The organism is Pseudarthrobacter arbutini (genome assembly GCF_054510915.1).
In genome coordinates this window covers 1-13,595 of sequence record NZ_JBTNDQ010000018.1, presented here as the reverse complement: position 1 = coordinate 13,595, position 13,595 = coordinate 1, and the positions used below count along the sequence as shown (strand labels likewise).

The 13,595-nt window shown below is 66.4% G+C and carries 13 protein-coding genes; 10 read left to right on the top strand and 3 right to left on the bottom strand.

The window, feature by feature from the left end:
* Window positions 1-58 precede the first annotated feature (58 nt).
* The gene (locus ACX80V_RS18400) at window positions 59-1,300 is read right to left on the bottom strand and encodes an FAD-dependent oxidoreductase (RefSeq protein WP_485844366.1); all 1,242 of its coding nucleotides are present in this window, start codon (window positions 1,298-1,300) and stop codon (window positions 59-61) included.
* Between the two features lie 108 nt (window positions 1,301-1,408).
* Here ACX80V_RS18400 and ACX80V_RS18395 point away from each other — a divergent pair, with 108 nt between their 5' ends.
* The 4 genes from ACX80V_RS18395 to ACX80V_RS18380 all read left to right on the top strand — a co-directional run bounded on the left by ACX80V_RS18395 (window position 1,409) and on the right by ACX80V_RS18380 (window position 6,330).
* Window positions 1,409-1,876 carry a MarR family winged helix-turn-helix transcriptional regulator gene (locus tag ACX80V_RS18395; protein WP_485844365.1) on the top strand — a complete coding sequence of 156 codons (468 nt, stop codon included), beginning with the start codon at window positions 1,409-1,411 and terminating at the stop codon, window positions 1,874-1,876.
* A 90-nt stretch (window positions 1,877-1,966) separates the two neighbouring features.
* Window positions 1,967-2,584 (top strand): alpha/beta hydrolase, encoded by a 618-nt coding sequence (locus ACX80V_RS18390; protein WP_056348960.1) that lies wholly within the window; start codon window positions 1,967-1,969, stop codon window positions 2,582-2,584.
* Between the two features lie 518 nt (window positions 2,585-3,102).
* On the top strand, window positions 3,103-3,906 hold the full coding sequence (locus tag ACX80V_RS18385) for an HAD family hydrolase (RefSeq protein ID WP_485844364.1): 804 nt from the start codon (window positions 3,103-3,105) through the stop codon (window positions 3,904-3,906).
* 81 nt (window positions 3,907-3,987) lie between these two features.
* Entirely contained in the window at window positions 3,988-6,330 is a 2,343-nt protein-coding gene (locus ACX80V_RS18380; protein ID WP_485844363.1) for a glycoside hydrolase family 65 protein, read from the top strand.
* A 31-nt stretch (window positions 6,331-6,361) separates the two neighbouring features.
* Here the strand turns inward: ACX80V_RS18380 and ACX80V_RS18375 are convergent, their stop codons facing one another.
* Window positions 6,362-7,723, bottom strand: a complete 1,362-nt coding sequence (locus ACX80V_RS18375) for an MFS transporter (protein ID WP_485844362.1) — start codon at window positions 7,721-7,723, stop codon at window positions 6,362-6,364.
* Between the two features lie 154 nt (window positions 7,724-7,877).
* Between ACX80V_RS18375 and ACX80V_RS18370 the strand changes: the two genes are divergently transcribed.
* A complete protein-coding gene (locus ACX80V_RS18370) occupies window positions 7,878-8,681 on the top strand; it encodes a hypothetical protein (protein ID WP_485844361.1) in 804 nt (267 codons plus the stop codon).
* Window positions 8,671-9,420: a LamB/YcsF family protein gene (locus ACX80V_RS18365; protein WP_485844360.1), complete on the top strand. Its 750-nt coding sequence runs from the start codon at window positions 8,671-8,673 to the stop codon at window positions 9,418-9,420. The genes ACX80V_RS18370 and ACX80V_RS18365 overlap by 11 nt, the downstream gene beginning before the upstream one ends.
* Window positions 9,421-9,448: 28 nt before the next feature.
* Here the strand turns inward: ACX80V_RS18365 and ACX80V_RS18360 are convergent, their stop codons facing one another.
* Window positions 9,449-10,798 carry a DUF445 domain-containing protein gene (locus ACX80V_RS18360; protein ID WP_485844359.1) on the bottom strand — a complete coding sequence of 450 codons (1,350 nt, stop codon included), beginning with the start codon at window positions 10,796-10,798 and terminating at the stop codon, window positions 9,449-9,451.
* 50 nt (window positions 10,799-10,848) lie between these two features.
* On the opposite strand from ACX80V_RS18360, the gene ACX80V_RS18355 reads away from it, so the two are divergent.
* The 4 genes from ACX80V_RS18355 to ACX80V_RS18340 all read left to right on the top strand — a co-directional run bounded on the left by ACX80V_RS18355 (window position 10,849) and on the right by ACX80V_RS18340 (window position 13,430).
* Entirely contained in the window at window positions 10,849-11,757 is a 909-nt protein-coding gene (locus ACX80V_RS18355) for a glycerophosphodiester phosphodiesterase (RefSeq protein ID WP_485844358.1), read from the top strand.
* 76 nt (window positions 11,758-11,833) lie between these two features.
* The gene (locus ACX80V_RS18350; protein WP_485844357.1) at window positions 11,834-12,322 is read left to right on the top strand and encodes a DoxX family protein; all 489 of its coding nucleotides are present in this window, start codon (window positions 11,834-11,836) and stop codon (window positions 12,320-12,322) included.
* Window positions 12,319-13,122: an AzlC family ABC transporter permease gene (locus tag ACX80V_RS18345; RefSeq protein ID WP_485844442.1), complete on the top strand. Its 804-nt coding sequence runs from the start codon at window positions 12,319-12,321 to the stop codon at window positions 13,120-13,122. Before ACX80V_RS18350 ends, ACX80V_RS18345 begins: the two co-directional genes overlap by 4 nt.
* A complete protein-coding gene (locus ACX80V_RS18340; protein ID WP_485844356.1) occupies window positions 13,119-13,430 on the top strand; it encodes an AzlD domain-containing protein in 312 nt (103 codons plus the stop codon). Before ACX80V_RS18345 ends, ACX80V_RS18340 begins: the two co-directional genes overlap by 4 nt.
* Window positions 13,431-13,595 lie beyond the last annotated feature (165 nt).

Genomic DNA, 13,595 nt, shown 5'->3' with positions numbered 1-13,595 from the left:
ACTGTGTGCGGCAGTGTTCTGTGCGCCGCACTTGCTAAGCATGCTTTCCAGCGTCAGGCTACATCATGCGTCCGGTGTTGGGCGGAATGCTGGCTTCAAATCCCGAGCCGCGCCCGGCACCCCAGTCGATGTGGTGCCGGTAGACCCAGTCGAAGTTCTCCGCAGCCTTCCGGGAGAGCGAGCGGAACACGGATTTCAGGATCAGGTCCTCGAACACGCGCTTGAACTGCCCTCGGATCTTTGGCGCCGCGTTGCGCCGGCCCCACTCCACCACGGCCTCGGCGCGTTCGCGGCGCTCGCCCTCGTAGCGTGTGAACGCGGCCTCGATGACGCCTGCGGTGGGGGTTTCGGGGCTGATGCCCTGCAATGCCCGGCCCAGGGTGACGGCGTCCTCGAAGGCCATGGAGGCGCCCTGTCCGGACGACGGCGAGGCGGCGTGGGCGGCGTCGCCAACCAGGACCATCCGGCCCCGGTGCCATCTGGGGATGCTCGGGAAATCGAAGGTGGAGTAAGGCCTGATGATGTCGGGTGTGGCGGTGACGATGGCCGCCATGGGTGTCCTGTCGGCGGACACCAGGCCTGCCAGCCAGTCCTTCAGCGCCGCGGGAGCGAGCCTCGATGGATCCTCCGAGGCCCGCTGTAAGGGATTGGCGAACCACCAGATCCGGCCGTCCGGATCCTGCATGTAGCAGTAGAAGCAGCGTTTGCCGAAGATCATTTTCATCTGCCCTGGCAATGTTTCCGCGATGCCGCCTGTATTGAGCAGCGGGATGCTCCGCGGTGGCGGAGATTGGGGTTCGATCAGCGTCCGGACGGTGGACCGCAGCCCGTCCGCGCCGATCAGCAGGTGGCCTTCGGCGGAGGTGCCGTCGTCGAATGCTGCGGTCACGCCGTCGGGGGTTCCCGTCACAGGCCTGAGCCTCTTTCCGTACAGGATGCGGATGCCCCGACGCGTCGCTTCCGTGCGGAGCAGGCCGTAGAGCTCGGAACGGGTCAGTGTGCGGGCGGTGGTCCCGTCCGACAGGGCGCCACCGTACTCGAAGTCGATCAGGTGGCGTCCCGTGGAGCCCAGGTACATGGACATCCGCGGCGTGCTGAACCCCAGCCCTGCCGCGGCGTGCTTCAGCCCCAGGGTGTCCAGGGCGTCGAAGCCGTTGACGGCGACAGTAAGGAAGCCTCCGACGCCGTCCGACGGGCCGCCGTACGCTTCGAAGACAAGGGGGGTGTGCCCCGCCTTTTGCAGTGACAGGGCCGTCGCCAGCCCTGCGACGCCGGACCCGATGATGAGGCAGTTCAACATGGCAGTTCTCCTTCTGAATTTATTTCGTTCGTCCAAAAGAAATATATTCGCAAAAGGGATCCAGGGCAATCCTTTCGGTGGTACGAAATAATTTGTTAGCCTCTGAGCATGCGGACACAGCGTGAGGACCTGCTTCAGGCGGTCTACGAGTCAGGACGGGAACTGTCGACGGCGGCGGTCATGTTCCATACGAAACTCTCCGAACTGCGGGGACTCTCAGCCACCGAGGGCAAGGCGATCGACATTCTGATGCGCTTCGGACCCCTGACGGCCGGGGAGTTCGGCGAGCTGTCGGGCCTGGCCCCCGCCTCCGTGACCGGCCTGATGCAGCGGCTTGAGGCCAAGGGTGTGGCCCGGCGCGTCCGGCATGAGGAGGACAGACGCAAGGTGCTGATCGAACTGGTGGGGGACCAGGCCTCTGCCGCGGCGCCCTATTTCCTGGATTTCATGGGCGGGCTGGCGGCCCTGCTGGAGGGCTACAGCGACGAGCAGTTGCGGACCATCGCCGACTTCTCGTCCAAGGCTGCTGCGGTCCAGCAGGATGCGGCCGGGCGCCTCGGGTCCGGGGCAGAATAGAGAGCCAAGCAGGGCGGGCGGCTTTTCCGGCACATTCGCGGCAGGAGTCGATGCGAGCCGCTGGCCCGCTGGACTGGCTACGCTGATCCGATGGAAACAGTTACGTGGTCCAAGCCGGAAAGCGAACGGGATGGCACGCCGCTACTGGTCATGATGCATGGCTACGGCACCGATGAGTCGCGGATGGTGCGGCTGTTTGAATACCTGCCGGCCGAGTTCACTTGTGTTGCACTGCGCGCACCCATGGTGATCGGCGACCACTACGGCTGGTTCCTGCTGGACTACTTCCTGGCCAACGATTTCGCGGATGTCATCGCTGCCACCAACACAGTCCAGGCGTGGATTAACTCTGTCAGGGGCCAGCACAGCAGCGTGAGTCTGTTGGGTTACTCGCAGGGAATGGCCATGGCCAGCACGCTGCTCCGGCTCCATCCCGCGGATTACAGGGCCACGGTTGGGCTTTCCGGTTTTGTGCTGGAAAACGAGCTGCTGTCCTTGACCGAATCCTTCACGGCCCCGCCGCCCTTCTTCTGGGGGCGGGACAAGGCGGACCTGGTGATCAATGAGGACGCCACGGCCTACACCGGACAATGGCTGAACGAAAACACCCGGTTGACCGCCAGGACGTATCCGGGCATGGGCCACGCCATGAGCAAGACGGAGATGGTGGACGTCAGCGCCTTCCTGCGCCACTACGTGCTCGGCTGACCTGCGTCATCGGTTCAAGCGCGTGATCGGTTGAACCTGTGCCCGGCCGGGCGTGTGCCCCGTATCGCAATATGAGAAAAAACAGTTGCGCGCGAAATTTGTAAGCGCTTACACTCGTCCGTGGTCCACTCTTTGCGGGCCGTTGAAACCGTCGGAAAGGGCAGCCGGACAGATGCCATGTGCCAGGCCTCCATCCAAGCCTCCTGCCCGACTTGCGCCGCGATGCCTGCTCCGCCAAGTTGTCAGGCCGTGCCAAGGCGCTCATGATGGAAGAAGACGTTAAACAGCAGCCCATCGGCCCGCCGTGGTTTTACCGTGGCCTTTAGCCGACCCTGCTGACCCGGCGGCATCGTGGCCGCCCCTCTCCGCTCCTTGCTTGGACCCCTCCTTGCTGCCCGCCGCTTTTCTGCCAGCTCTTCCACGTTCCCCCTGTTTGCACAGCCCCCACTTACGTAGCCCCATTACTTACCGCCCCGTGACATCCCGCCTGTTGCCCGCCGTCTGAAAGGACACCGCGCATGACTGACGTACTGAAAACCCAAAGCACCAGCTGGACCACTGCCTCCGCCATCCTGTTCGACCTCGACGGCGTGCTGACCCCCACGGCCACTGTCCACGAACAGGCGTGGAAGGAACTCTTCGAGGGCTTCCTGGCGTCCCGTCCGGATGTGCCCGGCTACCGCGAGGACGATTACTTCGATCACATCGACGGCAAGCCCAGGTTCGACGGCGTCCGGGACTTCCTGGCGTCCCGCGGCATCGTGCTGCCCGAAGGCGCGCCCAGTGACGGCACAACCGGTCAGGATTCCACCGAGGACTCCGGGCAGGACGCCACCCAGCAGGACCTTACCCAGCAGGACGCCGCCAACGCCACCGTCCAGGGACTGGGCAACCGGAAGAACACGGTTTTCAACGACATCGTCAGCGCCGGCGTCGAGCCGTTTGAAGGCTCGGTGCGCTTCCTGGAAGCCGCCGTGGACCGCGGACTCAAGGTCGCCGTCGTCTCCTCATCCCGGAACGCTCCGGCCGTGCTTAAAGCCGCCGGCCTGAACGGGCACTTCGAAATAGTGGTCGACGGTGTGGTGGCTGCGGCCCAGGGCCTGCCCGGCAAACCGAGCCCGGCCACGTACCAGTACGCCGCGGAACTGCTGGGCCTGCCCAGCGAAGAATGCGTGGTGGTTGAGGACGCCGTCTCGGGTGTCCAGGCCGGACACGCGGGGCAGTTCCACTCGGTGATCGGCGTGGACCGCGGCGCCGGCCGGCAGACCCTGCTCGACGCCGGAGCCACGAGCGTGGTCAACGACCTCGACGAACTGCTCTAACAGCCACCGCCGCCTGACGCTCCCCGGCCTCAGACACGAAGCACTTCCCCGCAACGCACAACGCCAAAGGACCCCAACACCATGGCACTTATCACCGCGGACCGTGAACGGTTCCCCAACACCCCCTGGCAGCTTGTGGAAACACACCACCAGCCGGGCAGCGCGGGCACCCTTGAGACGCTCTTTGCCCTGGGCAACGGGCACCTGGGCATCCGCGGTGCCCACTGGGCGGCCTCGGACGCAGACCTTCCGGGCAGCTTCATCAACGGCCTCCATGAGATCTGGGACATCAAGCATGCGGAGAACGCATTCGGCTTCGCCCGGACCGGGCAGCGGATCATCTACATCCCGGATGCGAACAACTTCACGGTGATCATCGACGGCGAGAGCCTCACCCTCGCCGAATCCGCCGTGCTGGACTACCGCCGCTCCGTCGACTTCGCCACCGGCATCTACGAATGCCGGATCACCTGGCTGTGCCGGTCCGGCGCCACGGTGACCACCACAGAACGCCGCGCCGTGGGCTTCGCCTCACGCGGCAGCCTGGGCATCTCGCTCGAAGTAGCTTCGGACCGCGAGGTTTCCGCCGACGTGACGTCCTCCGTCATCAACCGCCAGGACCAGCCTGTGGAGGACCACTCGGCGCATGACCCGCGCCGGGCAGGCCGGCACGCAGGCCGGGTCCTGCTGCCGGTAAGGACCGACGGCGGCGACGGCTCGCTCCGTCTCTCCTGGGAAGCGGCGGAATCCGGGCAGCGCGTGGGAATCGCCGTGGACCACTGGACTTCCGCCGGCCACCAGCCCTTTGAGACCGTGGCAGGCGAAGACGACAGCAGCGTCCGGTACGTCCTTGCCGTCCGCTCCGACGAGCCGTTCCGGCTCGAAAAGAGCGTCAGCTATGCCGCCGGCCGCGGCGTCCAGGACTCGGACCGGGACGCGGCGGAGGCCGCCGAAGCCGGGCTCCGGTCTGTGGAGGACATCTTCACCGAGAGCCGCGAGCATTACCGGGCGTACTGGGACACCTCGGACATCGTGGTGGGCGGCCAGCCTGAGCTCCAGCAGGCCATCCGTTGGAACCTGTTCCAGCTGGCCCAGGCCACCGCGCGGGCCGACATCGCCGGCATCCCCGCCAAGGGCGTCACGGGCTCAGGCTATGAGGGGCACTATTTCTGGGACCAGGAGGTCTACCTCCTGCCCTACCTCACCTACACAAACCCCGGCGGCGCCCGCCGGGTCCTGGAGTTCCGGCACGACATGCTGCCAGCCGCCAAGATCCGGGCCAAGGAACTCAGCGTGGACGGCGCACTGTTCCCGTGGCGCACCATCAACGGCCTGGAAGCCAGCGCCTATTACGCCGCCGGCACGGCGCAGTTCCACATCGCAGCCGCCATCGCCTTCGCCACCAACCGCTACCTGTGGGCCAGCGGCGACGAAACCTTCCGCGAGGGTATGGGCGCCGAACTCCTGATCGAAACCGCCCGCATGTGGGCCGCCTTGGGCTTCTTCGGCAAGGACGGAGCCTTCCACATCCACGGCGTTACCGGCCCTGACGAGTACACGGCGGTTGTCAACGACAACCTCTACACCAACGTGATGGCCCGCTTTAACCTGCGGGCCGCCGCGGCGCTGGACCACCCGGGAATCGAGGACGCCGAACGCGAGGTGTGGGAGCAGGCCGCGGCCCGCATCCACCTGCCCTTCGACGAAGACCTGCAGGTCTACTCGCAGGACAACGACTTCATGACCCTGGAGCCGTGGGACTGGACCACCCCCCGGTCCAAGTACCCGCTGCTGCTGAACTTCCACCCGCTGGTGATCTACCGGCACCAGGTGCTGAAGCAGGCAGACACGGTGCTGGCCATGTTCCTGCAGTGGCAGGATTTCTCCGCCGAGGAGAAGCGCCGCGCGTTCGATTTCTACGACCCCATCACCACCGGCGATTCCACCCTGTCCGCCTGCGTGCAGGGGATCATGGCCGCCGAGGTGGGGCACCCCGAAGCTGCCCTGAAGCACTTCACGAACGCCGTTTTCATCGACCTGGACGACACCCATGGCAACACCATCGACGGCGTGCACATCGCCTCCGCCGGGGGAGTCTGGAGCTCGCTGGTCTCCGGCTTTGCCGGGCTCCGGGACCAGGGCGCCGTGCCGTTCTTCGATCCGCGGCTTCCTGCGGAGTGGGAAGCGCTGTCCTTCCACCTGAAGATCCAGGGCCGGCTGCTGCTGGTGGAGCTCGACGCCGGGGCACTCACGCTCAGCGTCCGCAGCGGCGGACCCCTGGACGTGGATGTCCGCGGCCAGGTGCACAGCATCGGTGAAGAAGCGGTCCGGGTTGCCCTGGATCCCTTTGAGGTTCCTGAACGTACTGTCTTCCCCAGCGGGCCCTCGACGGCGAGCCTCCCCATTGTGGGGTTTCGCGCCTGACGTGATTGCGCGCCTGAGGTGACGGGGTGCGTCAGTCTCCTGCCGCCGTCGTGCGTTCCACTTCAACTTGCCTGTCCAGCGGGTGGGCTAGTTCGTCGGCGGGCATCCGGGCGGCGATCATGGCGATCACCGCCAGGACCGGGCAGACGACGCCGGCGGCAAGGAAAATTGCCCAGATGGGGAAGACCGCGGCTGCCGGTCCGGCAAGTGCCATGGAGATGGGCATCAGCGCGAGGGACACAAAGAAGTCCAGGCTGGAGACGCGTCCCAGCAGGTGGCTCGGCACCCGTCGCTGCAGCAGGGTGCCCCAGATGACCATGCCCACGCTGCCGGTGGCGCCCCAGACGAACATTGCGGCGGCCACGGTCCAGAAGCTGTCCAGAATGCCGACGGCGGCGAGCGGCAGGCTGCCCGCACCCCAGGACACCATCATGACCGTGAGGTAGCGGCGCGGCAGTTTTAGGGATGCGGTCACCAGGGAGCCGACGGCCCCGCCCACGCCCATCACGGCCAGCAGGAAGCCGAACATCCTCGAGTCGCCGCCGAGCTGGTCGCGGACCACAAACGGCATCAGCACTTCGATGGGACCGATCAGGAAGAGCACGGAAACGCAGGCCCACAGCAAGGTCCAGAGCAGCCACGGTGTGCGGATGGTGTAGCTGATGCCCTCGCGGAGGTCGTGGAAGAAGGACGTTTTCGCGGCGCCCGTTGCCTCGACGTCTCCGTCTGCCCCGGCGTGCGCCCCGGCCCTCGCGCTCCCGCCGTGAGCCCCGCCGTCGGCCCCGTTGTGGGGCGCGTCCAGGGCATGGCGCCCCAGGAAGTTCAGGACGATGAACGCCAGCAGATGGCAGGTGGCCACTCCGGTCACGGCGTGCGACGGCGAGAGCGCCGCCACCACCACGCCCGCGACCGCGGGTCCGGCCGCCTGCTGCAGGATGGGCCGCATGGTCCCCTCCATGCCGTTCGCGGCCAGCAGGTCCTCGGGCGGCAGGATGCGCGGCAGGATCGCGGAGTAGGCGGGGAAGAAGAACGCGGCGCCCACGCCCAGCACAAAGCTGCCCACGGCGAGATGCCACAGCTGCAGCCACCCTGCCATGGCCAGCCCGCTGATCGCCGCGATAACGGCGAGGTTGGCGCCTTCAACGGCAATGATCAGGAGCCGCTGCGGCACGCGGTCAGCGGCGATCCCGCCCGCGAGGACGAAGGCCACCAGGCCGATGCTGCCAGCAGTGGCCACCAGGGACAGTTCCAGCGGGCCGCCGCCGAGGTGGATCACCTGGTAGACCATGGCGACAGCCCACATTCCCGATCCGAAAATGGAGATGGCCAGCGCCGCTATGAGGACCCGGTACTCGCGGTGCGCAAAGGGCCGCAGGGCTTGGAGTGTGGGCATAGGGCAAGTCTAGGCTGGGCCAGTTTTTGGCGGAACTCAACGACGTGGTCCGATGGGCGCCGGGACCGCTTATTCTTAAGCACCCTTAGTGTTAAGGCAGGGCCGCAGCCAAAAACTGCCGGCGGACACAAGCAGTACCGAAGCAGAGGTGACCATGGCCAAGCGCAGCAATCCCGCAGTCCGTATCGCACAGGAGACCGCCCACAACGCGGTGTTCGACGCCGACGGCAAGCCGAAACCCGGAGTCCACAACATGCTCCTCCGGGCAGTCGAAATCCAGCGGCCGCTGGTGCTCGCCTACGTCCGGCGGCTGCAACGCAAACACCCGCGCGCCAGCGCCGCCAGGCTCGCGGAGATCCTGGAACGCGACTACCTGCGGGCGGTGACCGGCGGCGGTGCGATCGTCGGGGCAACTGCCGTTGTGCCCGGCGTCGGAACCGTGGCCTCCCTGGGCCTCTCCGCCGTGGCTACCGTTGGCTTCCTCGAGGCCACGGCACTTTATGCCACGTCGCTGGCGGAACTTCATGGCATCCGGCTGACCAACCCGGAAAAGGCCAGCACCATGGTCATGGCCATCATGCTGGGCGAGGAGGGGACTTCACTGCTGGGAACGCTGAGCGGCCAGGCCATGGGTAAGGGAGCGAGCGCCACCCAGGCTTGGGGCAACGTGCTGACCAAGTCCATGCCATCGGGCTTCGGTGCCATTCGGAACAAGATCCAGAAGGCCTTCCTCAAGAACCTGCTCAAACGCCAGGGCACGGCGCTGCTTGGCCGGGCGCTTCCGTTCGGCATCGGCGCGGTGGTGGGTGGTGCCGGTAACCTCATTATGGGCCGTGCCGTGGTGGCGAACGCCAAGGAAGCCTTTGGCCCGATGCCGGACACCATCCCGGGGGAGCTCAGGGCCGTGGCGGCGGAACCGGAAAAACTTACTCTGGAAGGCAACAACCTTGGATCTTAACGCTGACCTCGGCGAATCGTTCGGCTCGTGGAACATGGGGGACGACGCCGCCATGTTCCGGCTGGTGACCAGCGCGAACGTGGCCTGCGGGTTCCACGCGGGGGATCCCGTCACCATGCTGGACAGCTGCCGCGCCGCCTTCGAGCTCGACGTCACCGTTGGTGCGCACGTGGGCTACCGGGATCTGGCCGGCTTCGGCCGCCGGTCCCTGGACATGTCCTTCGACGAACTGTTCGGTGACGTCCTCTACCAGCTGGGCGCGCTCGACGGCGTGGCGCACGCCGTCGGGGCCTCCGTTGACTACGTCAAGCCCCACGGCGCCCTCTACAACCGCCTCGTCCACGACGCCGAGCAGGCGTCCGCCGTAGTTGCCGCCATCCAGGCCTACGACCCCGGCCTGCCGATCCTCGGACTGCCGGGCTCACAGCTGCTGATCCAGGCCAAGGAAGCCGGCCACCCGGTGTTTGTTGAGGCTTTTGTGGACCGCGCCTACCAGACGGACGGGACTTTGGTGCCGCGCTCCCAGGCTGGTGCCGTCCTGCACGACGTCGACTCGATCGTTGAGCGCGCAGTGCGCCTCGCGACGAAGGGCGAAGTGGTGGCCGTGGACGGAACGGTGGTTCAAGTCCGGCCCGACTCCCTGTGCATCCATGGCGACACCCCCGGGGCCGTGGAAATGGCCGCCGGTGTTCGCGCCGGGCTCGAAGCGGCCGGAGTTCAGCTGGAGTCCTTCGCGTAGCCGTCCCGCGTTGCCTAGAAGGGCCAGGTCAACCGAAGACCAGGTGCGCCGCGCTGAAGATGACCAGTCCGGCCAGTGAGCCCACCACGGTGCCGTTGATCCGGATGAACTGCAGGTCCTTGCCCACCTGGAGTTCGATCTTCTGCGACGTCTCCTCGGCATCCCAGCGGGCCACGGTATCGGTGATCACGCCGGCGATGTCGGAGCGGTAGGTCCGCACCAGGTAGCCGGCGGCGTCGCCGATCCAGGCATTGACCTTGCCGGCCAGTTCGGCGTCGTTCACCAGGCGTGAGCCGAAATCGCGCACCGCCGCCTTGAACCGAACCGTCAGTTCACTGTCCGGATCGTCCACCGCAGACAGCAGGGCGCTCTTCACGGTTCCCCAGGTGCGGGAGGCCAGCTCGCGGACCTCTGGATCTCCCAGAACCTGTGCCTTGATGTCCTCGGCCCGGGCGATCATCGCGGGATCATGCTGAAGGTCCTGCGCGAGGTCGTTCAGGTACTTGTCGATCTGCTGCCGGACCTGGTGGTTCGGATCGGACTGGACGGCGCGCGTGAACTTGAGGATCTCCACGTACACCTTGTCGCCCACCAGCCCGTCCACAAACTGCGGAACCCAGGTGGGGGAGCGGTCCGAGACCAGCCGGCTGACGGTTTCGTGATTGTCGTCCACCCAGTCCGCGGCGCGGTCAACCAGCAGGTCCACGAGCTTATGGTGGTGCCCGTCGGCAAAAATCCGTTCCGCCATCCTGCCCACCGGCGGTCCCCAGGGCGGAGCCAGCAAGTGCTTACGCACCATTCCCTCGATGACCGCCTGGACGTCGTCGTCGTTCAATACCTTGAACGCACCGCGGATGACGGCGGCACCCTCCTTCGCCACGCGCTCGGCGCCACCCGGACCGGCGAGCCATTGGCCGGCCTTCCGCGCCACGTCCACCGAAGCGAGCTTCTCCTGGACCACCTGTTCGGACAGGAAGTTGGTCTCCACAAACTCGCCCAGCGACGCCCCGATCTGGTCCTTGCGGCGCGGGATAATGGCGGTGTGCGGGATCTTTATGCCCATGGGGTACTTGAACAGCGCGGTCACGGCGAACCAGTCGGCCAGCGCGCCCACCATGCCGCCTTCGGCCGCGGCGCGGACGTACTGCAGCCACGGATACTCCTTCTGCAGCGCGAACGCGAACACAAAAATGACGGCCATGGCAATGAGGAGTCCCAGTGCCACCAGCTTCATTTTCCGCAGCGCTGCCGCCTTTTCAGCGTCCCCGGCACTGAGTTGATGACCGACGACGGCAGCGCCCACCTTCGGTGGCCGCGGCGCCGGACCTGCGGGCCGGGGCGGGTCCTGGCGGGTAGTTGGCTGAGAGTTCACCTGCATGTGCCCAGCCTAGCCCCGCTCCGCCGGGCCGCGTCCGCTAGCGTGTCCTCATGACATTCGAGGAGCCTGAGCCGGAACGGCCGCTGGTGTTTGCCCACCGGGGCGCCAGCGCGGCATTTGCCGAACACACGCGCGCCGCTTACCTCCAGGCCATTGCCGACGGCGCGGACGGGGTGGAATGCGACGTCCACTTGACGCGGGACCAGCACGCCGTGCTGCTCCATGACGCCAACCTGGACCGGACCTCGGACGGAACCGGACCTGTTGCTGACCGAACACTGGCGGAGTTGCGGCTGCTGGACTTCTCGTCCTGGAAAGGCGCCCGGATCCCGGAGGAATACGGCGCAAAGTCAGAGCAGTTCCTCACGCTCCCTCAACTCCTGGACATCCTGCGCGGCGCTGGCCGGCCGATCGGCCTGGCAATCGAGCTCAAGCACCCCAGTCCTTACCAGCTGAAACTGGAAGACCGTGTGCTGGACGTGCTCCGGGGCGAAGGCTGGGACGCCGGAACTTCCTCGGTGGACAACATCCAGGTGACGTTCATGAGCTTCAGCCCGGATTCCGTAAAGCACCTGCTCCGGAGTGTGCCGGCCGAATTCCTCTGCCAACTGGTGGACGACATCGACGTCGACGAACTCCGCGACGAACTGAGCCTCGGCCCCCTGGCTGGCGGCGCCATCGCCAACCTGATGAAGGCGGCGCAGCTGGAAGGCGAACGCATCCTGAACGAGTGCGACGTGGGACTCGCGGGGCCCGGAATCATGTACGTCCGCGAGCACGCCCGGACCGTGCAGCGCTGGCTGGAGTCCGGCCGCCGCTTCCGCGTGTGGACCGTTGATTCGGAGCGGGATGTGGCGCTCTGCCAAGGGCTGGGAATCCACGAGATCACCACGAACAAACCGGCCAAGGTGCTGGCGCAGCTGCAATCGAGCGGGCAACAGGTCCAGCTGCCGTCCTGAGCCGCTGCTGTTCAGTCGTTTGCTGTTCAGCCGCTGCTGTTTCGCCCCCGGGGCGGCGCTGTGATTGAGTGGACCCATGCCTTTTCGCTGGTCCGCCCGGGCCACCCAAACAGTCTCCGCGGCGGCCATGAGCGCGCTGCTGATGACCAGCGCCATGAAGCACTTCCGCGAGCCACGGTTCTTCGAACAGGTGGTCCCGGATTATCTGTGCCGCGAGACTCCAGGTGCCGGCGGCGAGTCGCCGGAGGGGCGCGAAGTGCCAGCGCCCGACGGCGGTAGGCGGCCCCTGGCAGTGATGTCACGGGAGGAATGGATTGCGGTGAGCGGACTGCTGGAGGCGGGTGCCGCCGTCGGCCTCCTGATCCCGGTGACACGGCGGGCTACCGCCACCGCCGTGACTGGAATGTTCACGGTATTCCTGGCCGGCCACGTGGACGCAATTCGCCGCGCCTATGGCTCCGCCGGGTCCCCGACGCAGCGCAAGGTACATACCGTCCGGTTTCCGCTTCAGCTGCCGCTCATCCTGTGGGCTTGGAGCCTGCGGAACCCGGGACGACGGCGGTGAAGCTGCTAGCCTCGCCCGCCGTGCGCGTCGGAATCTCGATCAGCATTGCCACCGGCCTCTACGGAGTGTCTTTCGGCGCGCTGTCCGTCACCTCAGGACTTGATTTCTGGCAGACCATGGCGCTCAGCCTGCTGCTTTTCAGCGGCGGTTCCCAGTTCGCGTTCATCGGTGTGGTGGCGGGCGGAGGCTCCGGAATTGCCGCCATGAGCGCAGCCACGTTGCTGGGCATGCGGAACGGCATCTACGGCATGCAGCTCAACGCCCTCCTGCATCCGACGGGCTGGCGGAAGTATGTTGCCGCACAAGTCACCATTGACGAGTCGACCGCCACCAGCAGCGGGCAGACCGACCCCGACGAGCAACGCCGCGGTTTCTGGACGGCCGGCATTGGCATCTACGTACTTTGGAACCTTTTCACCGCCGTGGGGGCCCTCGCCGGAAGCGGATTGGGTGATCCCAAACAGTGGGGCCTGGACGGTGCGGCAGTGGCCGCATTCCTGGCCCTGCTGTGGCCGCGGCTCAAGGGGCGGGAACCGGCGGCGATTGCCGTGGTGTGCGCACTCGCCACGGTTGTAGCCGTGCCGTTCGTTCCCGCAGGCGTGCCCATCCTGATCGCCGCGGTGGTGGCTGCACTGATCGGCTGGTTCAGCCACGGACGCAGTGACGAAGGCCTGGAGCCGGACGTGGATCCCTACGACGAGCGCCATGGGCGCCGGGACAAAACCCGGGACGCGCACCTGGACAATCAGAGGGACAGCCACGGGGACGGCCACGGGCAGACGGGGCAGGCGGGCGCATGAATCTCTGGATCTGGTTGTTGCTGGCGTGCGTCCTTGCCTACGCGTGGAAGCTGGTGGGCTATTTCGTCCCGGCGAAGCTGCTGAAGGACCCCCGGATGTCGCGTATCGCCGGCACCATGACCATCGGACTTCTGGCATCCCTGACCATTGTCAACACTGTGGCGTCCGGCCAGACGCTGGCCGCCGACGCGCGCCTGGGAGCCCTCGCCGCCGCCGCCGTCGCGTTGGCTTTCCGGGCGCCCTTCCTGCTGGTGGTGGTGGTGGGAGCCGGTGCCGCAGCCGTGCTGCGGCTCATCGGATGGAACTGACCGCCGATCTGGTGAAACCGACGCCGGAACACCCCGGGGAATCATGTCAAGATGCGCGCGTAGCTCCTATCGAAGAATCACTTGATTGTGCCCGGATGGGCGGTTGGCTTTTAGGGCCTTGCTTCGCGGTGGTCAGGGTGAGTAGTTCAGCGCAGAGGGCTTGAA

Bases quoted from the DNA above. Each gene is read 5' to 3' on its own strand.
- ACX80V_RS18400 (WP_485844366.1), bottom strand. From the start codon at position 1,300: ATGTTGAACTGCCTCATCATCGGGTCCGGCGTCGCAGGGCTGGCGACG.
- ACX80V_RS18395 (WP_485844365.1), top strand. From the start codon at position 1,409: ATGCGGACACAGCGTGAGGACCTGCTTCAGGCGGTCTACGAGTCAGGA.
- ACX80V_RS18390 (WP_056348960.1), top strand. From the start codon at position 1,967: ATGGAAACAGTTACGTGGTCCAAGCCGGAAAGCGAACGGGATGGCACG.
- ACX80V_RS18385 (WP_485844364.1), top strand. From the start codon at position 3,103: ATGACTGACGTACTGAAAACCCAAAGCACCAGCTGGACCACTGCCTCC.
- ACX80V_RS18380 (WP_485844363.1), top strand. From the start codon at position 3,988: ATGGCACTTATCACCGCGGACCGTGAACGGTTCCCCAACACCCCCTGG.
- ACX80V_RS18375 (WP_485844362.1), bottom strand. From the start codon at position 7,723: ATGCCCACACTCCAAGCCCTGCGGCCCTTTGCGCACCGCGAGTACCGG.
- ACX80V_RS18370 (WP_485844361.1), top strand. From the start codon at position 7,878: ATGGCCAAGCGCAGCAATCCCGCAGTCCGTATCGCACAGGAGACCGCC.
- ACX80V_RS18360 (WP_485844359.1), bottom strand. From the start codon at position 10,798: ATGCAGGTGAACTCTCAGCCAACTACCCGCCAGGACCCGCCCCGGCCC.
- ACX80V_RS18355 (WP_485844358.1), top strand. From the start codon at position 10,849: ATGACATTCGAGGAGCCTGAGCCGGAACGGCCGCTGGTGTTTGCCCAC.
- ACX80V_RS18350 (WP_485844357.1), top strand. From the start codon at position 11,834: ATGCCTTTTCGCTGGTCCGCCCGGGCCACCCAAACAGTCTCCGCGGCG.
- ACX80V_RS18340 (WP_485844356.1), top strand. From the start codon at position 13,119: ATGAATCTCTGGATCTGGTTGTTGCTGGCGTGCGTCCTTGCCTACGCG.